26 protein-coding genes are annotated in these 25198 nt (G+C 44.9%); all 26 read right to left on the bottom strand.

Annotation, left to right across the window (positions count from 1 at the left end):
- Nucleotides 1-3: 3 nt before the first annotated feature.
- Nucleotides 4-756 carry a class I SAM-dependent methyltransferase gene (locus RWO08_RS02515; RefSeq protein ID WP_314211152.1) on the bottom strand — a complete coding sequence of 251 codons (753 nt, stop codon included), beginning with the start codon at nt 754-756 and terminating at the stop codon, nt 4-6.
- Nucleotides 753-1166, bottom strand: a complete 414-nt coding sequence (locus tag RWO08_RS02510) for a hypothetical protein (RefSeq protein ID WP_314211151.1) — start codon at nt 1164-1166, stop codon at nt 753-755. The genes RWO08_RS02515 and RWO08_RS02510 overlap by 4 nt, the downstream gene beginning before the upstream one ends.
- Nucleotides 1160-1609: a hypothetical protein gene (locus RWO08_RS02505; RefSeq protein ID WP_314211150.1), complete on the bottom strand. Its 450-nt coding sequence runs from the start codon at nt 1607-1609 to the stop codon at nt 1160-1162. Before RWO08_RS02505 ends, RWO08_RS02510 begins: the two co-directional genes overlap by 7 nt.
- 52 nt (nt 1610-1661) lie before the next feature.
- On the bottom strand, nt 1662-2351 hold the full coding sequence (locus RWO08_RS02500; protein ID WP_314211149.1) for an amino acid ABC transporter permease: 690 nt from the start codon (nt 2349-2351) through the stop codon (nt 1662-1664).
- A 1-nt stretch (nt 2352) separates the two neighbouring features.
- Nucleotides 2353-3246, bottom strand: coding sequence for a transporter substrate-binding domain-containing protein (locus tag RWO08_RS02495; RefSeq protein WP_314211148.1), 894 nt, complete (start codon nt 3244-3246; stop codon nt 2353-2355).
- 175 nt (nt 3247-3421) lie between these two features.
- Nucleotides 3422-3604 (bottom strand): twin-arginine translocase TatA/TatE family subunit, encoded by a 183-nt coding sequence (locus tag RWO08_RS02490; protein WP_023390673.1) that lies wholly within the window; start codon nt 3602-3604, stop codon nt 3422-3424.
- Complete coding sequence (gene tatC / locus RWO08_RS02485) at nt 3588-4325, bottom strand: twin-arginine translocase subunit TatC (protein ID WP_314211147.1); 738 nt, start codon at nt 4323-4325, stop codon at nt 3588-3590. The genes RWO08_RS02490 and tatC overlap by 17 nt, the downstream gene beginning before the upstream one ends.
- Complete coding sequence (locus RWO08_RS02480; protein ID WP_314211146.1) at nt 4318-6021, bottom strand: FTR1 family protein; 1704 nt, start codon at nt 6019-6021, stop codon at nt 4318-4320. The genes tatC and RWO08_RS02480 overlap by 8 nt, the downstream gene beginning before the upstream one ends.
- Complete coding sequence (gene efeB / locus RWO08_RS02475; RefSeq protein ID WP_314211214.1) at nt 6014-7183, bottom strand: iron uptake transporter deferrochelatase/peroxidase subunit; 1170 nt, start codon at nt 7181-7183, stop codon at nt 6014-6016. Before efeB ends, RWO08_RS02480 begins: the two co-directional genes overlap by 8 nt.
- Before the next feature lie 61 nt (nt 7184-7244).
- On the bottom strand, nt 7245-8117 hold the full coding sequence (locus RWO08_RS02470; protein ID WP_314211145.1) for an EfeM/EfeO family lipoprotein: 873 nt from the start codon (nt 8115-8117) through the stop codon (nt 7245-7247).
- A 189-nt stretch (nt 8118-8306) separates the two neighbouring features.
- Complete coding sequence (pip, locus tag RWO08_RS02465) at nt 8307-9248, bottom strand: prolyl aminopeptidase (protein ID WP_314211144.1); 942 nt, start codon at nt 9246-9248, stop codon at nt 8307-8309.
- On the bottom strand, nt 9242-9751 hold the full coding sequence (locus RWO08_RS02460; RefSeq protein WP_314211143.1) for a dihydrofolate reductase: 510 nt from the start codon (nt 9749-9751) through the stop codon (nt 9242-9244). Before RWO08_RS02460 ends, pip begins: the two co-directional genes overlap by 7 nt.
- A 32-nt stretch (nt 9752-9783) precedes the next feature.
- Complete coding sequence (locus tag RWO08_RS02455) at nt 9784-10725, bottom strand: thymidylate synthase (RefSeq protein WP_314211142.1); 942 nt, start codon at nt 10723-10725, stop codon at nt 9784-9786.
- A 37-nt stretch (nt 10726-10762) separates the two neighbouring features.
- On the bottom strand, nt 10763-12637 hold the full coding sequence (locus RWO08_RS02450) for an ABC-F family ATP-binding cassette domain-containing protein (RefSeq protein WP_314211141.1): 1875 nt from the start codon (nt 12635-12637) through the stop codon (nt 10763-10765).
- Between the two features lie 69 nt (nt 12638-12706).
- Nucleotides 12707-14419 carry an ABC transporter ATP-binding protein gene (locus RWO08_RS02445; RefSeq protein WP_070755544.1) on the bottom strand — a complete coding sequence of 571 codons (1713 nt, stop codon included), beginning with the start codon at nt 14417-14419 and terminating at the stop codon, nt 12707-12709.
- A gap of 93 nt (nt 14420-14512) precedes the next feature.
- A complete protein-coding gene (locus tag RWO08_RS02440) occupies nt 14513-15349 on the bottom strand; it encodes a phosphorylcholine transferase LicD (protein ID WP_311465480.1) in 837 nt (278 codons plus the stop codon).
- 27 nt (nt 15350-15376) lie between these two features.
- Complete coding sequence (locus RWO08_RS02435) at nt 15377-16405, bottom strand: zinc-binding dehydrogenase (protein ID WP_311465478.1); 1029 nt, start codon at nt 16403-16405, stop codon at nt 15377-15379.
- Nucleotide 16406: 1 nt separating this feature from the next.
- Entirely contained in the window at nt 16407-17114 is a 708-nt protein-coding gene (locus RWO08_RS02430; protein WP_314211140.1) for a 2-C-methyl-D-erythritol 4-phosphate cytidylyltransferase, read from the bottom strand.
- A gap of 159 nt (nt 17115-17273) precedes the next feature.
- Nucleotides 17274-17966 carry a sugar phosphate nucleotidyltransferase gene (locus tag RWO08_RS02425; protein ID WP_311468329.1) on the bottom strand — a complete coding sequence of 231 codons (693 nt, stop codon included), beginning with the start codon at nt 17964-17966 and terminating at the stop codon, nt 17274-17276.
- A gap of 3 nt (nt 17967-17969) precedes the next feature.
- Nucleotides 17970-18905 (bottom strand): DMT family transporter, encoded by a 936-nt coding sequence (locus RWO08_RS02420; protein ID WP_070755539.1) that lies wholly within the window; start codon nt 18903-18905, stop codon nt 17970-17972.
- Between the two features lie 6 nt (nt 18906-18911).
- Nucleotides 18912-20774 (bottom strand): NTP transferase domain-containing protein, encoded by a 1863-nt coding sequence (locus tag RWO08_RS02415; protein ID WP_314211139.1) that lies wholly within the window; start codon nt 20772-20774, stop codon nt 18912-18914.
- 136 nt (nt 20775-20910) lie between these two features.
- A complete protein-coding gene (locus RWO08_RS02410) occupies nt 20911-21300 on the bottom strand; it encodes a DUF956 family protein (protein WP_314062038.1) in 390 nt (129 codons plus the stop codon).
- 24 nt (nt 21301-21324) lie between these two features.
- On the bottom strand, nt 21325-22011 hold the full coding sequence (locus RWO08_RS02405) for a DnaD domain protein (RefSeq protein ID WP_314062036.1): 687 nt from the start codon (nt 22009-22011) through the stop codon (nt 21325-21327).
- Between the two features lie 85 nt (nt 22012-22096).
- A complete protein-coding gene (gene typA, locus RWO08_RS02400; RefSeq protein WP_306487047.1) occupies nt 22097-23932 on the bottom strand; it encodes a translational GTPase TypA in 1836 nt (611 codons plus the stop codon).
- Complete coding sequence (locus tag RWO08_RS02395; RefSeq protein ID WP_291430813.1) at nt 23919-24731, bottom strand: inositol monophosphatase family protein; 813 nt, start codon at nt 24729-24731, stop codon at nt 23919-23921. Before RWO08_RS02395 ends, typA begins: the two co-directional genes overlap by 14 nt.
- Nucleotides 24718-25029 (bottom strand): UPF0223 family protein, encoded by a 312-nt coding sequence (locus tag RWO08_RS02390; RefSeq protein ID WP_070755533.1) that lies wholly within the window; start codon nt 25027-25029, stop codon nt 24718-24720. The genes RWO08_RS02395 and RWO08_RS02390 overlap by 14 nt, the downstream gene beginning before the upstream one ends.
- Between the last annotated feature and the right edge of the window lie 169 nt (nt 25030-25198).

Here is a 25198-nt window from a genome sequence, read left to right as displayed (position 1 = left end):
CTCCTAACATTGGTAGTAGCCATAATGGAATTTGGTGTTAGGTCGTTTGATACGTGTCAGACCTAAATCTTCAAAAATAGGGTCTTGATAGTGGGCTTTGACAACGATACGGTGCCTTGCCACCCGCTTAGCCTGCTCTAAAACTTCCTCGGTCAAGGGCTGTCGATTGGCTAAAAGGCGAATACCATCTAAGTTCTTGGATTCTTTAATGCCCACCTTAAACATGGGATCAAAGTAGACACAATCTATACTCTTATCTTCTGCTTGAGCAAGATAGGTTTGATAATTCTGACAGTAAGTCACCAAGTCTCTCATCGCCTGAGTAAAACGACTATCTTCCATAACAAATCGAGACAGCCCATCACTGACAATCAAATGCACCAAGGAATTAGACTCTAAGGCAGTGACCTGGTAGCCAAAATACTGCATTACCAGGCTGTCACTGGCCATCCCCATAGTGGCATCCAGGACACTGGCACCAGTTGGACAAGCTAGGGCTTCCAACAATGGGTCGCGGCCGTTAAGTGCCCTAAGCCAGGCTGTATTGGGATGGAAGAAGAGTTTCTGACCCTCCGCATCATAGTAGATTAACTCATTCTTGTTAAGGACTAAGGCACCTTCTGCCTGGCGATAGATTTGCTTCATGGTACGCTTACCACGGTCTTGATAGATTCCACCATATAGTTGGGCCAACTCCTGGGCGCGCTTTACTAAGCCTGGCTCTTTGTCAATAGCCGTTGTGACAATCAAGGTCATGCCTCCACCTCTTCCTGCCCCTTATTTTGGGAGAAAAAGAGGGTGCGTAACTCATGCCAGGTCCATTGAACCCAGAAGTTGCAAATCGTTACGAAGAAGGCAAAAATCAGCAAGAGGACAATTAAAGCCTGAATACCAAAGAGCCAAGTCTTAAAATCTGAAAAGTTAGTTAGTATTTGGACGCTTTCCCAAGACAAGGTTCTTCTAAGGCTAAGTCCAGGGGAGCTAGCAGAGGCCATCAAGCGAATATCCATCATATAGGCGATGGCGATAAAACCTATGACAATCGATAAGGCGATGATTTGGAGGACAGACTTTTCCTTAAAGCTCAGATAGTGGCGCTCGCGACTAGAAATTCGAGTTCGCTTCTTTTTATTCTTATTCTTTCTATGGTTGGGTCGTTTTACCATGTCTTGCCCTCCTTTCTAGTTTTTCCCTTCATTGTCTTCCATATATCAAAGGCTAAATAGATTAGATGGGATGTCACCATATAAAAAATGAAGATAACAATCAGGACCGCCAAAAGAGTCAATAGATAGCTGAAAGCTTCTGACTCAAGCATCTTTAAGTCCATCAGGCGGTTTACATCGTCATGGAAAATAAAATGTGCCTTCCTGACTGGAACGGGCCAACGACTGAGATAGAAAGCCCAACTTATGACCAGGGTCAAGGCTATTGATAGCCAAAACATTGTCCATTCTCTGGAATTACGAGGAGTTTTGCGGTCTACAGGCCAACCAAACCTTACTGCCTTTTTTTGCTGCCTATTGCCCATAGCTGCCTTTACCCCTTTCCTCTTTACTTTAAGTCTAGCACTTTCAATCAGACTTTTCAATTCAAGCAACCCCCACATAATCTATAGAAAAGAGCCCCTTAAAACTAAGGGACTCTTTCTCTATATTTCATTAAATATCTAGGGCAAATCGACGTTCTAACTTGGCTTGAACCAAGGAATATGCCGTACAAATTAGCCAATAGATGACTGCTACCAAGATATACATGGTCATGAAGTCATGTTCTGAGGCTCCCACCACTTTAGCCTTCTGGAATATCTCCGGCACACTAATAATGGCGGCAATCGAAGAGGATTTAACCAAATCTAGCATGACATTGGATAAGGGGGGAATGGCTAGACGTGTAGCCTGAGGTATCACCACATAGCGAAGTGACTGTCGATAGCTCAGGCCGATAGCAAAGGCTGCTTCCCATTGACCTTTTTCCACGCCTTCAATACCGGCACGAATAATTTCAGCCGTGTAGGCAGAAGCCGTAATGGACAGACCCAAAATGGCAGCCGTAAATGCCGACATGACAATCCCCATTAGTGGTAAGCCATAATAGATAAAGAACAAAGTAACTAGAAGTGGCACACCACGGAAAAAGGAAATATAGGCAATTGCAATAGCGCGTAAGCCACGCAAAGGCGCTAAACGCAAGAGTGCTAGGCAAAGTCCTCCAAGCGTGGCTAAGAGAAAACTAGCTAAAGACAAAGTCAGCGTATTGCCTAGACCTTGTAGTACCGTTGGCAAGCCTTTGAGCGCCAATTCTGGATTAAAAATATAGTGCCACTTGATAGTCAAGAGCAAATGGGTCATCTTAACGATCCACTTCCACTACAGGTAAATCTTTAAGCTTCTTGCCCCCGATTTCTTCCTTCTCGGTTGAGACATCTTCCCCTTCATAGAACTTCTTAGAAAGTTCTGCCAAGGAACCGTCTTTACGCATTTCTTCTAAGACTTGGTTGATTTTTTCTTGTAAGGTCACAGATTCCTTGTTAAGTACGAAGGCTGCCTTACTTGGGTTGTAAAAGACATTCCCTACCTTAGTCTTGAAGTCTGGGAAGAGCTTGTTGGCATTCTTAATGGCAATGGTTTGGACATAGTAATCATTTGGAATAAAGTCAGTCCGACCATTGTGAATGTCCGCAATGTATTGTTCCAAGGTCCCGTTGTCATAGGTTACAGCTTCCGCACCTTTTGCTTCAGCAATAGCCATGTACTTGGTAGTCGCTTCCCCAGCTGCCTTCTTGCCTTTGAAATCATCTAAGGATTTAATGCCAGAATCATCGGACTCACGAACTACAATAGAACCGAAGCTATATTTAATTGGTGTTGAGAAAAGGAATTCTTTTTCACGTTTAGGTGTGATGTCGTAGTCGTTGGCTACAATATCCGCTTGACCTGACTTAATGGCTGTTAACATGCCATCTGTGTTCATTTCCTTAAATTCGAGTTCAAGGTCTAATTTTTCAGCAACCTTACGCAAGATTTCAATATCATAACCTGTTAAGACATCTTTACCCTCTACTTCTGAGTGGAAAGTTGATGGGTAGTAAGCCCCTGAAGTTGCTACAACAATTTTACCTGATTTTTGGATGCGATCCCAAGACTCATCCGCTGCGCTTACTTGGTGCACAGGCGCCAATAAAGCTCCCCCTAAAGTAATCAGGCTAGCAGCAGCCACAAGTTTCTTCCATTTCACATTCACCATAATAAACCTCCTAGGTTTTAAGATTTGATTTCATTCTAGCATCTAGAACAGTTACTTTCAACTGTTCTGCTCAACAAATATCGACAAACTAGGCTGTTCCACACATAAAATAAAACAGTTTTACTATCTGTATCAAAACAAAAGAGGAGCTTGGCTCCTCTCTTCTTATCACAAACTATTGATCTTTTTCTTGCTTTTTATCGTCATCCGTCAGTTCATGGACGGTACGTTTGAATGACACAAACATTTTACCAATCGACTCTCCAAGTTCTGGTAATCGCTTAGGACCAAAAATCAAGAGAGCACCTAAGACAATCAAAATTAAACCTGGCGCCCCAATATCACGAAGTAATCCCATCTTGCTTTCCTCCTCTTCTCTTACGATACAAAATCCAATGGCTAATTAAAATACTAATCTCATAGAGTCCCACCAGAGGTACTAACATGGCCAGGTCGCTGACAAAATCAGCTGGCGTTAAGACAACAGCCAATACCAAGAGCACAAAGTAGGCATAGCGACGATAGGCGCTCAACCACTTAGGTGATAGCAAGCCTATATGGGTCAAAAAAGCGACTAAGACTGGCATCTCAAATAGAAAACCTAATGGCAAGGTCACGCCAAAGATGAAATCCAAATAGTTTCCCACTGTAAGCCGCGTTTCGAAGAGCTCTTGACTCCAATTCAAGAGCACCTGTAACAAGGCAGGAGCCACCAAGTAAAAGCCAAAAGCTAATCCCATAATAAAGCAAAGAAAGACAGCTGGCAAGTACCAATAAATGGCACGCAACTCCTCTTGTTTGAGAGCCGGCTTGACATAGGTCCAAATCTGATAGCTAACAAAAGGCAGACTAGCACTTAAGGCTACTAAACTAGCTACTTTTACATAGAGCCAGAGAATTTCATTAGGTCCCAAGGCCAAGAGTGGTTGGTCCAAAAATTGCGTCACTAAATGATAAAAAGGATCTACCAAGAAAACCCCCAGGCAAAACCAGAGAACAAACCAGATGAGAGAAGCAATCAAGCGAGACCTAAATTCTGCCAAATGGCCTACTAGACTGAGATGCTTGCTATCAGCCATCTGTCTTCTCCCCTTTCGACACTAGGAAGAAGATGAGCACCAAGCCCAAAAGGTATAGAGCCTGGCTAGCCACCGTCCACCAAGTTGGGTAAAATCCTAGCCATTCGATGGCCTGTAAGTTGCCCCACACAATTGGATTGGCAGGCAAATACTGGGTGACGATAAGCGTATGGATGCTGACTCCCAAAATCTTGAAGGCTAAGACATAAATCCCAATAGTCAGTATCTTAAAGAGCCAAGGAAGTGATAAGCGATTGGCTAGGTACTTGAGTACCAACCAGACAAGCGCTAAAATCAGCGTAGCTAGGCTAATCCCTAGCAGCATCTCCCAGAAGGAAATCTTAGACAGTATACCCACTAGGAAGAGAATCGTCTCTGCCCCTTCGCGGAAAACAGCTAAGAAACTGACCCCAAATAAGGTCCAAAGGCGACCAGTTCTTTGATAAGCTGCCAGTTGGCGATCAATATAGGCTTGCCAAGAGGCAAGGCTTGAGCTCCGATGTAGCCAAATCCCTACTAGAGTTAAGGTCACTACTGCAAAGAATCCCGTGACAGCTTCAATTAATTCACGTGCCACCCCTGAGAAAATAGTTGGCAGAAGTGCTGTTAATGCCAGAGCCAAGCCAATACTTGCTAAGAGTCCAGCACCCGTCCCTGCATATACATAAGCTAGGGGGCGTTTGGCCTTGAGGGATTTTAGGCTAGCAACCAGGGCCAAGACGATTAACATAGCCTCTAAGCCTTCGCGCAAGACAATGAGTGAAACATCCCAGTAGGAATACTGGCTAGACTTATTGATCTGCTTAAGATCGTCAATTAGGGCATCTAGCTTGGCTTGGTAAATCGGATCCTGTCCCTTAACCATAATGACGGGCGTTTCTTGCTCAACTCGGGTGTAGAGTCTATAATTGCGAGTCGAAACCTCGCCTTCAATGCTAGGCCAGAGTTCAATGAAGGATTGCATGAGCTGCTTAGCTTGGTTGGTCTGTCCTTTAGTAAAGGCGTCTTTGGCTTTATCTAAAAGTTGTAAACCATCTTTCAAGCTAGCCCCATTTGTGGTTGAAACAGCACTAGCCTCTGTGCCTGTCAGAAAGTCTTGAATGGCTTGCTTCAAGCTACCACTATTCACCTCAATAACTTGGTAATCGACCGGCTCCAACTCTATCGCAGCCCGTAGCAAGGCCAAGGCTGTTTCAATTCGATTGTAATGGGTGCTAGAAGTTGACCGAACAATGCTTTCATTAGCGGTCCAACCACTATTGACCTGCTTATAAGCCAGTTTAACTGCTTCAATATCTTGCTTGGCAATGGCACTCTCTAATTGATTGAACAAAGGCGTCATTCTTTTCTCAAGCTTAGTCTTAGCAGCAGACTCATCCACTGGATTCTGTTCCTTGTCGAAAGCCAAGAGCGCACGCGAAATAGTCACAAGATTTTCATGAGTCAAGTCTGCTTTAGCTACCTCAATGGCTGACTTAGTTGCTTGACCCGCCGGGCTAGTCGCCTGGCTTTCCTTGGCAAAAGAGCTGTCTAAAGCCTCCAATTTTTGCTGAGCCAGACTGGAGTCACCCTCTTCTAGCGCCTGAGTCGCTTCTGTCACCTGAATAAAATAGGTCTGTAAATCCGTCTTGGCACTAACTAAAGGACTAAAAAACAAAATCGCCATCAAGGCTAGGCAGCTAACGAATCTATTCAAATAGGCTTTGACCAAGATAGCCACCCTCTTCTACTCCCGGGAGGATAGCAAAGAGGCCACTCCCTACATGGGTAATGTATTCATTTAATTTGTCTTTGGTCCCTAGATTCTTCTGGACCTTAATGAATTGCTGGGGATCCTTTTGGAAGGAAATAAAGAGCAAACCCGCATCAAATTGCCCCGTACGCGGATCAATACCGTTGGCATAGGAAAAGGCTCTACGGTATATCTCCTCGCCTACTTCTTTGGCCAGACGGACATGACAATCTTCTGGAATGACGAGGTTGCCCTTGTCGTCTTTGAGTTCCAAATCTACCGGATCAAATTCATCAACTGCCCCAAGAGGCGCCCCACTGTCGCGATGACGTCCAAAGGTATTCTCTTGTTCCTTAAGGCTAGTCCGATCCCAAGTTTCAAGATGCATTTGCACACGCCTCACAATCAGATAGGTCCCATTTTTCATCCAATTGTCTTGGTCACACCAAATCACACGGTCAAAATCATCTTGACTGGTTACATTAGCGGTTCCGTCCTTAAAGCCAAAGAGATTACGAGGGGTAGAACCCTGGCTGGTAATCGCGGCGTAGCCTGTCTGGCTCCATTTAAGGGTCAGGTGTTCTCGTCCCTTGCGTAGCAAATTACGAACCGCATGAAAGGCCACCTGGGCATCTTCAGCACAAGCCTGGATACAAATATCTCCGCCTGTAAAAGCTTCTTGCAATTGGTCCCGGGCAAACTTAGGTAGATCCTCAAGCTCAGGCAATTTTTTGCCAGTTAAATTTAGTTTTTCTAAGAAACTAGGGCTGACCCCTACTGTAATGGTAAGGCGCTCAGTCCCCATACCAACAGCCTCACCAGTATCGGTGGGAGGTAGCATGGTATTAGATTTATAAGCCTCGACCAGCTCACCCTGCATCATGCGAGCAATATAGGCTGTCCAAGACTTGAAAATACCACGAATCGTCTCCAAATCTTCCGTCGCCAAATCCAAGACAGCAAAATAGACCTGACGCTGAATGGGTGTGGTGATACCTGACTGACGCTTACCATAAAATGGAATTGCTTGGTTTGCCTCTTCCAGGGCTAGAGCATCCTTGGGTGAAGTCCCACCAAAAAGTAATTTCATGATGCTCGGAGCCATCATGGCTCCTGCCCCCATCATGCCCGCCTTTTTAATAAAAGCGCGACGGGAAATGGGTTTGTCATACCATTTTTCGTCTGATTTATCGACCACTCTCATCAGCCTCCAAGATAACGGCCATTTGAGATAGGGGTTCTCCTAACTTAGTGACTGCTTCAGCTAGGGCTTTGGTTTCTTTCTCACTTAAGTCCGTGTAGAGTTTATAGTGGTCAGCATCCACTTTGTGGCTAGCCAAGAGATCATTGACTGCCTTGAATTTTTCAGTTAGGTTCTTGGCCAATTCAGGGTCCTTAGCAGAAATTTTGTCCTTAAAGATGCTAAAAATCTTTTCTGCTCCCGCAATATTAGCTTCAAAATCATAGAGGTCTGTATGAGAATAGATTTCTTCTTCGCCGATGATCTTGCTAGTAGCCACTTCATTCAGTAAGTCCACGGCGCCTGTCAGCATGTTTTCAGGTGTTACCTCCACTGTCGCGACTTTGGCCTTAAGCTCCTTAATATCATCTACTAGCTGTTTTGCATAGGACACTGCAGGCTCGGTCTTGCCCTCTTCCCACAGGATTTGTTCAATTTTGTGGAATCCAGACCAACCTTCTTCGGTTTGATTATCCTCTACATAGTCTGCTAGACGGTAGTCAATTTTAACATCAGATTCTGCAAAAAGCTCAGCAATAGGTTCTGACCGCTCATAGGCCTTACGAATCAATGGGTAAACTTTCTTAGCTTCATCCAACTTACCCTCTTGAATTAGCTTAGCAAAGTTTTCAGTATCTTTTAGCAGCTGGTCAATCTCTGCACTAACAAACTTCTTGTAAGCCTCAGTTTCAGCACTTAAATCTACTGATTGAGCAGAGATTGACTCCTCAGCTAATACAGAATAGCTAGTTAATGAAACAGTGGCCACTTGAGCTCCTAAGAGAGTGAGGACTGCTAACTTCTTCCAATTCTTCTTCATTTACTTTCCCGCCTTTATCGATAGATTTATTAATAAGTCTATCATACCCTATTGTATCATGAAAGAATACCCTTTCTAAATAAAAGAGAATAAGTTCTACTAAAGAATTAATAAGGTAAACTCAAGATAAAGTTCTACTAATACAAAAAAACGACCTGTTATAAGGTCGTTTTACACATTCTACGAAGTTTACCCAATTTTAATAGCTTCCATAGCTGACAATAAGGCCTCGAAGAGTGGTGCATCCTGAGGCGAATGGCCGGCTTCTTCGACAATTTGGAACTTAGCATGAGGACAAGCCTGGGCTAAGGCATAAGCGCCACTCGGACGGCAATCGACGTCATAACGGCCATGAAAGATTGACATAGGAATATCCTTGAGTAAATGGGCACGATTGAGGATGTAGTTGTCCTCTCCCCAGAACATCTTGTTAGCAAAATAATGGGCTTCAAGTAGGCCGAGTGAACGGTCAACAGGCGCTAGCTCTGCATCCGGAGCTGGGAAATTTGGTCGTAGCGTAATAACGGATCCTTCCCAGGCACTCCAACGTTTCATGGCTTCTTCTGCTAGGGCATGATCTTCCCCAATCATTCGCCGATAGTAGGCTGTTACTAAATCACCTTGTTCTTCATGAGGGATAAAATCTCTAAACAAGGCAAAGGCTTCAGGATAAAACTCGCTAGCGCCAAACTGGAAGAGCCAGTCGAAATCTTCTTGGCGCCCCAAGAAAATTCCACGCAGTATCAAGCTCTTAACCCGCTCTGCATGATGAATGGCATAGGTCAAAGCCAAGGTCGAGCCATAACTACCACCAAATACATGCCAGTCCTCAATGTCGAGTGTCTGTCGAATAATCTCCAAGTCCGCAACGCTATCTAAAACCGTGTTTGCTTCTAGCGAGAGGAAAGGCTGACTTTTGCCACATCCACGTTGATCTACTAAAACAATCCGATAGAATTCGGGGTCGAAGAAACGTCGAGATGTCTCCCCAACCTGGCCACCAGGACCACCGTGCAAGAAGACTACTGGACACCCTTGAGGGTTGCCTGCTTCTTCCACATATAAGGTATGTCCACAACCAACTGGAATATGATGGCTGGCAAAAACTGATGTATTAAGATAACCTAGCATAATTTTCCCTCCTTGGAGCGACGGACCCACCATTCAAATTGGTAAGCATATTGATTTTTATCATCAACGAGCCCTTCTTGAATTTCTACACATTGCCACTGTTCTTGATCTAGGTCAGTGACAAAGGTATCTGCTGGAAAAGTTGCCTTAATCTGCGTTCGAATCACTCGGTCTGCTAAAGGCAATATGGCAGCAAAAATTTCTGCGCCTCCGATGACCATGACTTCTTGATTTTGCGCCAAGCTTTTGATTTCTTCTAAGTCATGAACACGGTGTAGGCCTTCAATTTCGGACTTATAGTCTTCTTGGCGAGTCAATACATAACTAGTCCGCCCTGGTAAGAGACGGCAGCCCATGGATTCAAAGGTCTTGCGCCCCATCAAAATAGCATGACCGAGTGTCACTTGCTTAAAAAACTTGAGATCATTGGGCAAGTGCCAAGGCAGTTGATTTTGATAACCAATCCCGCCCGCTTGGTCTTGGGCATATACAAGAGTCAGCATGGTGTTTCTCTTCCTTTCTATGTAAGGATATTTTAGACGGCAATCGGCGCCTTAATGGTTGGCCAAGGCTCATAGCCTTGTAGTCGAATTTGGTCAGTAGAGACTTGATCAAATTGCTCGAAATCGTCAATTTCCAATTGTGGCAGTAGTTTAGGCTCTCGGCTCAAGAGGGTCTCCGCCGCCTCCAAATGATTGAGATAGAGATGAGCATCCCCCAAGGTATGCACAAAGTCCCCCACCTCTAGACCACATTCTTTGGCAATCAAATGGGTTAAGAGCGCATAGGAAGCAATGTTAAAAGGCACACCTAAGAAAACATCAGCACTACGTTGGTAGAGCTGGCAGGATAACTTGCCATCATGCACATAAAACTGGAAGAGTGTGTGACAAGGTGGCAAAGCCATACTAGGCACATCCTCAGGGTTCCAGGCTGACACAATTAGGCGTCTAGAATCAGGAGAATGCTTAATCATGTCAATGAGCTGGCTAATTTGGTCCAAAGCCTCACCATTTCGAAGAGGCCAAGAGCGCCATTGGGCACCGTAGACATTGCCTAAATTACCGTAGCGTTCAGCAAAGTCATCATCAGTCAAAACTCGCTCATTAAAGGCTGCTAATTCCTGCTGGTAGATTTCATTAAAGTCTGGGTCAGCGACTGCACGCAAACCAAAATCAGTCATATCAGGGCCATAATAGTCAGGAGACTCCACATAGCGTTTGAAGGCCCACTCGTCCCAAATGTGATTATTGTGTTCTAGTAAGTAGCGGACATTGGTATCACCGCGTAAAAACCAGAGTAATTCGCTCTTAATCAAGCCAAAGGGAACGCGTTTAGTCGTTACCATGGGAAAGCCTTGGCTCAAATCAAAGCGCATCTGATAACCAAAAATACTTTTGGTCCCAACCCCAGTACGGTCAGTTTTAACATGACCCTCTGCTAGGATTTTTTTGACTAATTCTTGATATTGTTGCATATGCTTCTCCTTTGCTTGCCTTTTCTCTTACGGCGTCTTATGGCGCCAATTCACTTAAATAGTCATATCGCTCATAAAGATGATAGAGATGGGCTTCGGTCGCTTCCAATTCTTCTTGAAGACTCATTAATTGGCTAGCATCTTGACTGTTGGCCTCCATGTCTTCTTGAATCTGATTGAGGCGATTCTCAGTGCTTTCAATTGCCGCTTCAATACCTGCCCATTCCTTCTTCTCTTCATAGCTTAACTTTTTCTGTTCACGTTTTGGTTTAATGCTTGGAGCGGGCGCTACCTTTTCTTTTTCAGGGGCTGTCTGCTCCTTGGCAAGGTAGTCAGAATAACTGCCCCAATAGGTGGTATATGCCCCTTGCCCCTCTAAAATCAGGTACTGGTCTACTGTCTTATCTAAGAAATAACGGTCGTGAGACACCACGACGACAAGCCCTTCAAATTGAGCTAAGTAATCATCTAGGACAGTTAGGGTATCAATATCTAGGTCGTTAGTCGGCTCGTCTAAGAAGAGGACGTTGGGTTCCTGAATCAAGAGCGATAGTAAATATAACCGACGTTTTTCTCCCCCTGACAGGCTGGAAATGCTAGAGCCATGACTAACCCGAGGGAAATTGAATTGCTCTAACATCTGAGCTGCACTTTTGGTGCGTCCATCAGGACTGACAAAGTTATCGGCGATTTGTGTCAGATAGGCTAAAATCCGCATATCTCCCGGCAAATCTTGATCTAATTGGCGATAGTAGGCTAGCCGAACCGTCTGGCCTAGCTTCAAAGTCCCGGCCGCTAAGTTATGATAGCCTGCCAAAGTATTAAGGAAAGTGGTCTTGCCGACCCCATTAGCACCAATCAGCCCAATACGTTCGCCTTTGGTGAAGTGCTTAGTATAGTCTTGAACGACAACTTGCTGCCCCACTTCAATACGCGCCTGTTCCAACTCTATAACCTGATTGCCAATTCGTTGTTGATCAAATTCAAAGCCAGAGGTCTCTTGGCTATCTTGGCGAGAAGCAATTTCTCCCTTTAATTGGTCGAATCGCTCGATTCGGGCTTGCTGTTTAGTCGTTCTAGCCTTGGCGCCCTTTCGCATCCAAGCCAGTTCGGCTTGATAGAGCTTGTCTTGCTTGTCTTGCATTCTTTCTTCAAGCGCGAGTTCAGTTGCCTTTTTCTCTAAATAAGCTTGGTAGTTGCCACTATATTCGCGGAAACGCCCGTGTCTTAACTCGACAATCTTATTAACGGTTCGTTCCAAGAAATAACGATCATGGGTGACTAAGAGTAGTGCGCCTTTGTAGGAAGCAAGGTATTTTTCTAACCACTGCACAGAATTGATATCCAGATGGTTAGTCGGCTCATCTAAGATAAGCAAATCGGGTTCAGCAATGAGGACCTGGGCAATCCCAATTCTTTTCTGCTCCCCGCCCGAACAATCTCCCACTCGTTTATTGAGATTGACAAGGCCTAATTGAGTCAGGACGGTCTTAGCTTTGACTTCAATCTGCCAAGCATCTGCTTGGTTCATGGCTTCTGTAATGGTTTGAAAGGCTTCCTGTAGCTGGCTATTGTCAGGATCTGACAACAAGGCTAGATTGGCCACCTCATAGTCATGCAAGAGTTTCAATTCTGGCGTATCTCCCGCAAAGACCGTATCTAAAATAGTCTGGTTGGGATCTAAATCTGGATTCTGCGCCAAATAAGCTATGTGATAACCCTTTGGCTTGTCAATCGTCCCTTGGTCATAGTCGGTTTGGTCAGCTAGCACCTTCAAGAAGGAACTTTTACCGGTCCCGTTAGGTCCAATCAAGCCAATTCTATCCCCTGTCCGAATGGCAAAGTCGATGCCTGCCAACAAGGTTTTGGTCCCATAGGTTTTCTCTAATCCTGTGACTGCTAAGGTCTTCATGTCATCATTCCCTCATTGTAACTCTGTTTATTATAGCAAATTTGGCTGACTAAGTCTAAGCCCTATTATTTAGGCGAACTGGGCCCGATAAAGGGCCGCATAATGACCATCTAAAGCCAATAGTTCTTGGTGGCTACCGGATTCTACCACGCCCTCCTCAGTCACCACCACAATACGATCTACATGCTGAATGGTAGCTAAGCGATGGGCAATCACGAGACTGGTCCGACCTTTGGCTAATTGATCAAAGGACTGTTGGATATACTGCTCGGTTTTCGTATCTAAGGCGCTAGTTGCCTCATCTAAGATTAGTATGGAAGGATTCTTGAGGAAGATTCTCGCAATCGACAAACGTTGTTTTTGCCCACCAGATAAGCGAACACCTCGTTCCCCAATGGCAGTATCCAAGCCATCAGGTAATTGCTCGATGACTTGATCTAGTTTAGCCGCACGAATGGCCTCTTCCACCTCAGCCTCACTAGCATCTAAACGACCATAGAGGACATTCTCCCGAATAGTCCCATCGAACAAGAAAACATCCTGTTGAACAATCCCTATCTGCTGTCTGAGCGATGACAAGGTGTATTCCCGAATGTCCTTGCCATCTATCAAGACTTGACCCGACGTGACATCATAAAAACGCGGCAGGAGATTGACCATACTGGACTTACCTGCTCCACTTGGACCGACTAAAGCCACGCTCTCCCCGGGCGCAATGGACAGGTTTAATTGAGAAATAACGGGACGCCCCTCTTCATAGGCAAGTTCTACATTACGATAATCAATTTGTCCTTGGAAGTGTGGGGCTGGCTGGGCATCAGGCAGGTCCTGAACCGCCACCGGTTTAGCTAGCTCTTGTCTGAAACGTTTGAAGCCGGCAAAACCCTTGGGATAGGTTTCAATCATGATATTAATACTTTCAATCGGCTTAACAAAGGTATTAGCTAAAAGAACAAAACCTACCAATTGGCCTGTCGTTAGCTCCCCTTTGAGGGTGAAATAAGCCCCGGATACCAAGGCAATTAAGGTGATAATACGCATTAAGACATAGTTAAAGGCACTAGAAGCCGCCATGGTTCGATAGAATTTAAGTTTATTCTCGCGATAGTCTTGAATAAGTCCTTCAAAACGTTCTTCTTCATGGGCTTCATTGGCGAATGCCTTGACAACTCGGATGCCACTGAGGCTGTTGGATAAGCCGGCATTAAATTCTCCCAATTGACGATAGACTTGGCTATTAATACGTCCCATCTTCTTATTAAAGATAGCCAGCGCAACTCCCAAGATTGGCACCAGAATCACTGTCCCAATGGCTAATTGCTCATGGACCTGCAGCATAAGCCAAAAAGCCCCCACCAAACTCATCAGGGTAATGAATAAATCTTCAGGCCCATGATGGGCTAGCTCCCCGATTTCGAACAAGTCACTGGTTAGTCGCGACATGAGCTCCCCCGTCTGCTTATTATCAAAATACTCAAAGGACTGACTTTGGAAGTATTGGAAAAGCTGACGTCGCATATCGGTCTCAATGGTAATACCCAACTTATGCCCCAGATAGACTACAATGTACTTCATCACCATGTTGAAGAGATAAAAGGCAAGTAACAAGAGGCAGACCCAAATAACCGTCTGATAATGGCCTGTTGGTAAGATGGTGTCAATGACCCGATTGACAACAAATGGAAAAGTTAACTCTAACATAGCCGAAATTACGGCGCAGCCAAAGTCAATCATGAAGAGCTTCTTATAAGGCTTATAATAGGCAAAAAAATCGCGTAACACTCACATTATCCTTTCTCATAAAAAGGCTGACCCTCTGGCCAGCCTTGATTTGGCTAAAAACTGTTAATCTATAGCTAAGTTAGAGAGTTCCCCCTACTTCAGCTGACCTGTCTTGAGGTCATAATCCGTATAAGGACGCTCCAAATCCAGCAATAAAGCATCGTGATGTGGCTTTTGATTCTGACTAGGAGGTGGCGTCATATAGTCGCCAAATGCCTCAGTCAAATAGGCATCATAACCTGCTGGAATGGGCATTTCCGTCCCTTCAAAAGGCTTGAAAACAGCTTGATCAAAGGCCTCGATTGGATAGAGCTTACTCATATAGTAAGGACCGGAACACAACTCAATACGGTAAGCCGCCTCTTGGCGAGTGGTCTTAGTCATCTTTTTATGAGCTAATGACCAGATCTTATAACGTAGTTTAGAACTTGGGACTAGGCCTAGCAACACTCGACTGCCCCAGGCCAAAAGGCCCCCATGCTTTTCAGGCACGGTTTGAGCGCAGAAGAGCGAATAGATTAAGGCCCAGACCTTCTGGGTCTTACGTTTCCAGGCTGAGGCCGGTGCATAGTCCAAAGGCAGTACATCTAAGGCTAGGCCATGAGGCAAGTCTAAGTCAGCTTGATAAGGCTTGAGGCAAGTTGTCTGGCGGTCACGAATCGTGATGAAGAGGTTACGGTCGACATAGCCCTCATGAGACCGCGACAGAAAATAACGCGAATCTGCCTCTTTGGGCCAGAGTTCTGTCAAACGTTCATAGTCTTCCCTTGGCATAAAAAAGTCTAAATCATCATCCCATGGAATAAAGCCCTGATGACGCAAAGCCCCAATCGCGCCACCACCACATAAGTAGCATAAGAGATTATGCTTCTGGCAGAAGGCAACAAAGTATTGGGCCATTTCTAGGCTTTTAGCTTGAATGGGTTCCATCTAACCCCTCCTTCTTTTAATTAATCACTAGATATTCCACTTAGCCACCGTTTTAAATGGTGTTTTACGGTCTTCTTCGAAGAATTGATAGATATCCTTGATATCCTCTAAATCACCTACTTGGTGGATAATCATCCGCAGTCTTGAGGATACTTGTGGGTTTTCCATTAAGGCCACCGCCAATTGGAAGTCCTCACGTCCCGAGCGAGAAGAACCAACTAAGGTCAGCCCTTTTTCTAAGACATCACGGGTATTGACTGGCACTTCCGTCTCGGAAACTCCCATTAAAATCAGCGTTCCTTGAGGTTTAATATACTTAATAATGTCACGAATGGCTTCTTGACTGGCATCGCCACCCACACACTCAAAGGCATGGTCGAAGCTGAAATCTTCCGGAATATCTTGCAATTCATAGACTTCATCTACAAAGCTGAAAAGTCTTAATTTATCGTGGTTTTTACCTACTACAATAATCGTAGCATCTGGAAACTTAGCTCTTAAGACAGTAGCTTGGACAAAAGCTAGCGAACCTGATCCCCAGACCACGATTCGGTCACGCTTGGATAAGGCCATAGAGTCAAAACGACGGGCCCCGTGCGCCGCCACCGAGACAAACTCGGTCATCGCCGCTACCACATCTGGAATGCTTTGATAACCCACGACGCGGTCTAATGGTAAATGCACAAATTCCTGCATGAAACCATCGTAACCACTGGATAGGAAGTGAGTTCCTTCCACATAGTTCTCATAGAACTCACCTGAATGGTCAAAACCTTGCGGTGGCTGATTGGGAATCATGACGACCTTATCCCCTACTTGATAGGTGCCGGTTTCGTCACGTACGACGATGCCGCAACACTCATGAATCAAGGCCATTGGTAGTTTTTGCTTGAGTACTTTGGCTGCACGCTTACCTTGGTAATAGCGTTGGTCGGCATGGCAGAGGGCCATATAATTAGGACGCACCACGACTGGCTTAGCCAAGTCTGTCGACACATCTTCATACTTAACTGAGAAGAAGTATGGGCGAAGTAACTGATAGACGCGATTAATCACTTTAGATCTCTCCCAACATAGCTTCTGCAATCTTCAAATCGGTCACGGTCGTAATCTTTAAGTTAGAGTACTCCCCTTTTACTAGGCCAACACTTTTCCCTTTGAGGACAAAGACCTTGCAAGCATCGGTTAAAATCTCACGCTCGTCTTGACTTAGACTAGCGAAGAGTCTATCAAACTGATTGATACGGAAGGTTTGAGGTGTCTGACCTTGGAACATGTGAGCCCGATTAGGAATAGAACTAATGGACTTACCGTCTTGGGATTCCACAATGGTATCGTTAGCCATGACCACTGTATCAGTCGCATCATAGTCAGCCATGACCTTGATGTTGTCTTGAATCATACGGTAAGAGACAAAAGGACGTACCGCATCATGAGTTATTAAAATAGCTTGGTCAGAGACAGGACCGGCCGCCTTAATGTCTGCGATGATATTAAGGATACTATCATTCCGATCCCCACCCCCATCAACGGATTTAATCTTAGCTTCATGGCCTGGCAAGTGCTTGCTTACCAAGTCATTAAAGTAGACTAACCAATTGGGATGAACGGCTACATAGACTTGGTCAATGTCTGGTACTACTAAGAATTTTTCGATGGTATGAATAATAATGGGCTTATTGCCTAACATGAGGAATTGCTTAGGCATATCTTGAATCCCCATTCTGGATCCAATGCCCCCTGCTAGAATACCTGCATAAATCATGCCTCTCTCTCCTTCTCACTATCGTAAAGTGTCTTTCTATCCTAATTATTATAGCACATCTTATATCGACACGCATGGAAAAGTCGTTAGCTTAAGCATTTTATTAAGAAATGATCACACATCCAAAACAAAAAAGCCAGACACTTGTCTGGCTTCTCGCTAATTTTTTGCTTCCATTTGCGAACGTAGCGCTTCTAAATCCTCTAGGCTATCAATTTCAAAGGTCCGATGGCCTTCAATTGGATAAACATGAACATCTAAATCAGCTAGGTTATCCTTGACCACATCATCCCAGTAGAGATTGGCATAATCTGCTTCTTGGTAGTAGCGCTCAATCAGTTGCTGTAGATGTTGGCCGTCTTTGGCACTCCAGTAAGAGACGCCAGACAGAATCCGCCCTTGACCACTTTCTACCGTAATAGCCGTTACGCGAAGGTCATCTCGCTGGTAATGCAAGACCCATTCATCCTTGAAGCCTTCTTTCGCTACCCCAAAGTAAAGGGAGCTTTCTGGTGCCGATAACAAGAAATTATCAACTAGGAAGTTATCGGCATCAATAACATAGGCATCACTCAAGTAGTGACGGACCAAGTACATGGTGTAGAAGTTATTGTAGCTTTCATATTGGTCATTGTGAATCAAGGTCACGCCATACTGGTCCTTCAGAAAATCAAATTTTTCAGCCAAGTACCCTGTCACAACAATAATGTCTTCAATCCCTTTAGCCCGCAAGAATTCAATCTGGCGCTCAATTAAGCTTGTACCAGCGACTTCAATTAAGGACTTAGGGGTTGTAAGGGTGATTGGCCGCAAGCGAGTTCCCATACCAGCGGCGAGAATTATTGCTTTCATAGCTTAGGCTCCTTCGTGTTGTGAAACTAAGACACTGCTTACAATCATCAAAGCCGCCGATAGCAAGAGAATTGGGTTAAATTCAGCTCCTCCTAGCAAGATGGAGAAGACAATGGCCCAAATAGCGTATGAGATATTGAGTGCAGTAGCCTTTACAGGACCAATTGTATCAATTGCGCGATAAAAATTCAAATAAGACAATGTGCCTAAGACAGCAACACCCAAGATTAACCAAAGAACTGGCTGACTAATAACAGCCGTCACGCTAAAGACCAAGTCAGATTCGAAGGTAATAAAGCCCAAATAAACTAAAGTAGAGACGCATTGACGAATCCAAAGAGCTTGCTTAGGATTCAAATCTTCCTTCATCCCAATGGAACAAATCACACTCTCCAAGGACCAGCCGACTACGCTGAGAAAGGCCACTAAGAAGCCAATCAGTTGGGCATTAGATTGCATCATATCACCAGACAGACTCACGCCTAAGACCGCTAACACGGCCAAGCCCAAGCCAATCCAAACTGGCTTAGTTATCTTTTCCTTAAGAATTAACATACCTAAAAAAGCAGCAACCACTGGATACATAGAGGAAATACTTGCTGTTAAGCCTGCCCCAATCGCATCTACCGCATAGAGATAGGCCCGCATCCCCATAGGACCACCTAAAACAGCGGCTAACATGACCACAAAGGAACTCTTGCTGGTCAATTGTTTGAAAGTTTGCTTGAGTTGCCCTTGACGAACCAACTCCCCCGTCATCATTAAGGCAGAAAAACCATCATGGAAGAGGGCCAATAAGAGAGCGGCTCCAGCCAGTCTTGGATCCACTAGCGTGAAGGGTAACATCATCAGAATAACGCCATTATAATGGGTATCTGCCCCCCACAAAAGGCCTGACAATAGACCGGCAATAATGCCACTTGTTTCCTTATTTTTCATCTAAGTTCATCCTTCCTTTTTTAGAGCATGGTAGCGCGCTAGGTTAGCTTGCGCACGACGGTAACGTTCAATCCCATAGTCTCCGAAATCATCGCCTCGACTTTCCTTGAAGATGGTCCAAACTGACCAGAGGAAGTCTTGGCAAATTTGATAGATTAAGAGCTTGGTCTTCAAGCTATCCGGCACCTCTTTATCTTGACAGTAAAGGCTTAAGAAGCGGTCTTCCTGCTCTTGGCTGAAGCCACATTCTAGACTATGGGCCGCTAAATCCCAGGCCAAGTCATTCATACCTGAGTACTCCCAGTCAATGAGATAGGACTTTCCGTCTCCACCTTTGACAAAGTTCTCTGGAACTGTGTCAATGTGACATGGCACTATTTGAACTGGTAAGTCAGCCAAATCTTCCTGTAATTGGAAAACTTCCTGACGTGTCGCCTGATAGCCGTCAAAATAGTCTGCCCCTACTTCATCCACAAAACTCTCATACTTGGCAATCTCCTCGAAAACATCAAAACGGTTATCAAAGTCTAATCCTGATTGATGTAACTGTCTTAGGAGTCCCGTTGTCATTCGCATATTGTTAAGATAAGTCGCCGTATTAGCATTTAGGGTCTCAGCCTCTGGAATGAAGGCTGACACCTTGGTCCCTGTCACTTCGTCAAAGTAAAGGGTCTCAGCATCTAAGCCCAGAATATGAGCTAATAGGCTATTGGATTTCTCAGCTGGACGGTTAATGAACTTCTCCGTCCCGTTGCCGGCAATCCGAATGATATAAGGCTGGCCTTTGAGGGTGACCTTGTAGTTCTTGTTAGTCATACCACCAGCACTCTCTAAGGTCGCAATATCATCAGGGCTAGCATCCATCTGGTCGGCCAAGAACTGCTCCACTTCTTGCTTAGCTGCCCGTTCTTCCTTGCGAACCAAACGTGGGTAAACGCGCTTAAGAACATGATGAACCTGACTAGCATCATCAATTTCGCCCCAGAAGAAGTCATCCAGTTTAAGATAACCCAAGCGGTAGTCTTGAGCAACATCTAACATAATATATTCATAGTTAACATAAGGATTAAGGTTGTCAGCATAAATGGCCAACATCTTAAGGTAGAAAGGATAGGACAATTTTGATAGACCAATCATTTCACCGTCAATACGGTTGAATTGGTGAATATCCTTCCCCATCTTATAAACATAGCCATCACGCAATTCCACCATGGCCTCATCATGTTGCTCACGCACACTGGTAATCAACATCGCGGAGTCATTAGCGACCTTATTCAGCCCCTTAATCCCACGGACTTCAAAGAGTAAATCCCCCTCAATCAGGAAGAAGTCGCCATCAATATGAGGAGCTGCCGTGGCCAGAGAAGCCATGGTTCCTGTGTGGGCATAAGCCTCATTGACTACTAGAGTCACATCAGGCATGTCAGCAACATGTTGAGCCAAGAGGTCAGCTTGGAAGCCAGCAACCAAGACAAAACGCTCTACTCCTTGATCTCGTAAGACTTGAAGGGTCCGATCCAATAAGGTATGGTCCCCTAATGATAGGAGTGGCACGGGTTGGTCCAGATGACGAGGTTGGCCTGCAGCAAGAATGACTGCCTGATGAATTTGCTCCTTGGCCTGAGCCAACTGAATCTTACGGGCATTTGCATCTTTCAAGCCAGTCTCTAGCAAAGCCAAGCCCTTGTCCGTCACTTGATAGTGGTTACGCGTCCCCTGACGCTCAATCTCAATGTATCCTTGTTCATCAAGTCGCTTGAGAATCAGATTAATTTTGCCTAGGGATAGGTTAGTCGCTTGTGCCATATCACGTTGACTGCCCGCTTCTTCTCGGTTCAAGTAATACAGCAAGGTCATTAAGTCATTCATCTTAGCCCTTCTTTCTGTGTTCATTTTTTGAACTTTAGTCTAGTATAAACCACTTCTTCTCTTATGTCTAGGGTTTTAGCTTAAAAAGTTCAAATAATGAACAAAACCCTCAGCATTTAGCTGAGGGCTAGAGATCCTATTGTTTCTTTTCTTTTTTGTGGCGCCATTCTTTCCAAAGCTTGGCCAAGGAGAAGATTGGCTTATTTCTGACCAGTTGTTCTTCCGTCAAATAGTTTCGCATGGCCTTAAGGGTCTGGCCGGCCTTAGAGACGACAAAGTGATAGGTGCCAGCAGACTTAGTATCAATGAAGAAGCCACGAATGAAGCCCCGTTTCATCAGCATGATGGCCCGAACCTGACGAATTTCGCCCCAAGGAATCTGAACGAAATCAGCAGGATTGCGGTCGTTATAGAATTCGAATGCCTTGTTACCAACTAGAATACGGCCATGGCGGCCCATAACACCACCAGACATCCAGTTGGCAGTTGTCACAAAGTCTGCCCGGCTATTCAATGATTCAACCATACTTCTCTCTCCTTCTACAATGCTTTAGAGTAGTGGAATATCAATCTGATCATAAACCGCCTCTTGATTGTTGGGCTGGTCCTTATCGCGGCTTTCTAGATAGGCTTGAACCTGAGTAGTAGTGGTCAAGCCATGGCGCTCCCAATTAATCAGAATGCGATCAATATACTTAAGGCTGAGGGCTTGACGCAAAACGGCTTCCTTAACTGCTAGACGAATTAAATCAGGCGCATAGCCATCTTGCTTGAGCCAGCCATTCAAGGTCTCATATTCGAGTGCTGACAGGGAACGGCCAAACTCCCCTTCCACCAGAGGAATGAGTTGACTAGCCGTCATGGTCTGCTTCTGATCACTTGTTGGGTCTGTCTCATTACTAGAAGTCGTCTGTTTTTGACTAGCTGCTGGATTAAAGGAGTCTAGTCGTTCAAAAAGTGGTGCCAGACTCAAACGGTCTTGGCCCGAAGCATCCATTTCAAAGACGAGATAACCTTGATCTGCTAAGAGAGATAGTTGAGACATGGCTTGATGAGACTGCCAACCGTAATGTTGCGAGCACAGTTCTACAACAGCCATAGGACTCAAATCCCCATCCTTCTGACCTAATATCGTGGTCACTAGGAGAAAGGTTTCTGGACTCAAGCCTAAGTCTTGATAATGGCTGAGTAAGACCTGCGGCAAGACTACAAAGCCTTCTTGGTACCAATTATACATGATGCTCCCCCTTCTCAGTCTAGTTTTCCTATTGGCACAGGGCAGCTTCCTCAGATTAGGAGGCTGCCCTTGAAGCACTTAGCTCTTAGGCCTTCTTAGCTTTCTTGGTTTCGCGTTCACGCGCACCCTTGTCAAGGATTTGCTTACGTAAACGAACGCTCTCAGGTGTTACTTCACAGTATTCATCATCATCCATGAACTCTAAAGATTCTTCTAGAGTTAGAATACGTGGACGTTTAATCACTGCGGTTTGGTCCTTGGTTGCTGAACGAATGTTAGTTAATTGTTTAGCCTTGGTGATATTAACCGTTAAGTCGTTCTCACGGTTATGTTCCCCAATAATCATCCCACCGTAGACTTCAGTCCCTGGGTTAACAAAAATCGTCCCACGATCTTCTAAGTTCATAATCCCATAAGTGGTGGCTTGTCCTGCCTCAAGGGCAACCAAGGCACCGTTACGACGGTTCCCAATATTGGAATCAATAACAGGTTGATAGTCATCGAAGCTATGGTTCATAATCCCATAACCACGGGTCATGGATAAGAACTCAGTAGAGAAACCAATCAAGCCACGAGCTGGCACAGAGAAGACCATACGGATTTGACCATTACCTGTGGTTACCATATCCGCCATTTCAGCCTTACGTTGACCTAAGGCTTCAATAATCGCCCCCATATATTCTTCTGGTGTATCAATTTGTACACGTTCGAATGGCTCACAAGTCTTGCCATCGATTTCCTTAAGAATAACCTTAGGACGTGATACTTGGAACTCATAACCTTGACGACGCATGTTCTCAATTAAGATAGCCAAGTGTAATTCCCCACGACCAGACACGATAAAAGCATCTGGTGAGTCGGTTGGATCCACGCGCAAGGATACGTCCGTTTGCAATTCTTGCATGAGACGATCTTGGAGGTTACGTGAAGTTACGTACTTGCCTTCTTTACCAGCAAATGGTGAATTGTTGGTTAAGAAAGTCATTTGTAAGGTTGGCTCGTCAATGTGGAGAATTGGCAGGGCTTCAGGGTTCGCTGCATCTGCTACGGTCTCCCCGACAAAGATATCTTCCATACCTGATAAGGCAATTAAGTCCCCTGCCTTAGCTTCGTTAATTTCTACACGGTCCAAACCGAAGAAACCAAACATCTTGGTAATACGGAAGTTCTTGCTAGTGCCGTCAACCTTCATAAGGCTCACATTGTCGCCGACTTTCATCTTCCCACGGAAGATACGGCCAATCCCAATACGCCCCACATATTCATTATAGTCCAAGAGGGAAACTTGGAATTGTAATGGTTGGTCGGAGTTATCAACTGGAGCAGGTACATGTTCAATGACTGAGTCAAAGATAGCATCCATGGATGGCTCTTGATCTGCTGGATTGTCAGATAAACTAGAAGTCCCGTTAAGGGCTGAAGCATATACTACAGGGAATTCCAATTGATCATCGTCTGCCCCTAATTCGATGAAGAGCTCTAAGACTTCATCTACTACTTCTTCAGGACGAGCAGAAGGCTTGTCAATCTTGTTGACAACGACAATCGGTACTAAGTGTTGTTCTAAGGCTTTCTTCAAGACAAAGCGAGTTTGTGGCATGGTTCCTTCATAGGCATCCACCACCAGAATAACCCCATCAACCATTTTCATGATACGTTCTACTTCGCCACCGAAGTCCGCGTGACCTGGGGTGTCCAAGATGTTGATACGGGTCCCCTTATAATCTACGGCAGTGTTTTTGGCCAAGATGGTAATCCCACGTTCTTTTTCAATGTCGTTAGAGTCCATGGCACGCTCATCTAATTTAGCACGCTCATCGAGGGTGTTGGACTGTTTGAGCAACTCGTCAACCAGTGTTGTTTTACCGTGGTCGACGTGGGCAATAATAGCAATATTTCGGATATCCTTACGCGTATTCATTAATTTCTCCTAACTGATCTTTTTTTTCTGCTAAAACGCGGATGACTTCTTCATGGACAGTGTCATGCGCGAAAATAATAGGACTGGCTGATAAAATGGATAGTTGAGAGCCGTCAGGCTTAGTTGCCTTGAAGCCCATAGCCTCACAGATTGCCCATCCAGCTGCAAAGTCCCAAGGACTTAAATTGAAACTTAAGTAAACTGCCGCTTCACCACGAATGACTTCGATAACTTCAAGCGCAGCAGAACCGTGCGCCCGAACGCCTAAGACATTTTCTAAGAGGCGTTGGCTATTGCAACGGTTTTGGGTAAACATGGCCACGTTCCCTACTGCTAGAGAATCTTGCAGGCGGTCAATCTTAAGTGGCACCAGTGGCTGGCCGTTGAGGGTAGCACCTTGGCCTACAATCCCCGCATAAAGGTCATGTTTCATGACATCGTAAATGTAGCCAGCTAATGGCTTACCATCTTGGAATATCCCAATCAAAATGCCAAAGTTATTTTTCTGCTTAACGAAGTTAAGGGTCCCATCGATTGGGTCAATGACCCAAACAATGCCGGCCAAATCTTCCGTCCCTTGACTCATGCCTTCCTCACCAATGATGCGATGGTCTGGGAAGTGGCTGGTAATCTTATCGACAAAGTATGCCTCTGTCGCCTTATCCATCTCCGTAACTAAGTCGCTGGCGCCTGTTTTCTGATCCACTTGAAGGGATCGTTTGAGTGATTGCCGTAAATTCTCAGCGGCTTCTTCTAGCCAGACCAAGACATGGGCATGAACTGTCTTAAAATCTTCCATTTGAACCTCCTATGTTGATACGCACTACGGGGTTGTTCGCTGAGGAATCCTTGAGAGACTTCATTTGCCGAACGACCTGGTAGATAGAATAACCACTAGCTGACTGGAAAGCTCGATCTAGTCGCTTTTCTTCGCCAATACTGGTCACTATTTGCTTGAATGCTTGATAACGTGGCCACAGAGAATTGAGTTTGACCCCACTTTGGTAGACCGCCTCTACCCCTGATAGAAAGTCGACGACCGTGATAATTTCCTCTGTCGTCCAATCCGGGTTCAGGGGGTATTCAAACTGTGTCATACACGTTCCTCCATTCAAAACACTCTAACTATTATCATACCCTATTTTGGCCAAAAAATAAAAGGTAAACTTCATAGTCAACGCTTACAGACTATAATTTATCGTCAATTTGTCTAGTCACTAGAATATTAAAGGCTTAATATACGAATTTTATATAGTTTCCCCTCGG

The sequence above is a fragment of the uncultured Abiotrophia sp. genome (genome assembly GCF_963520105.1).
Classification (GTDB): domain Bacteria; phylum Bacillota; class Bacilli; order Lactobacillales; family Aerococcaceae; genus Abiotrophia.
This window is presented reverse-complemented; position numbering and strand designations above follow the sequence as displayed.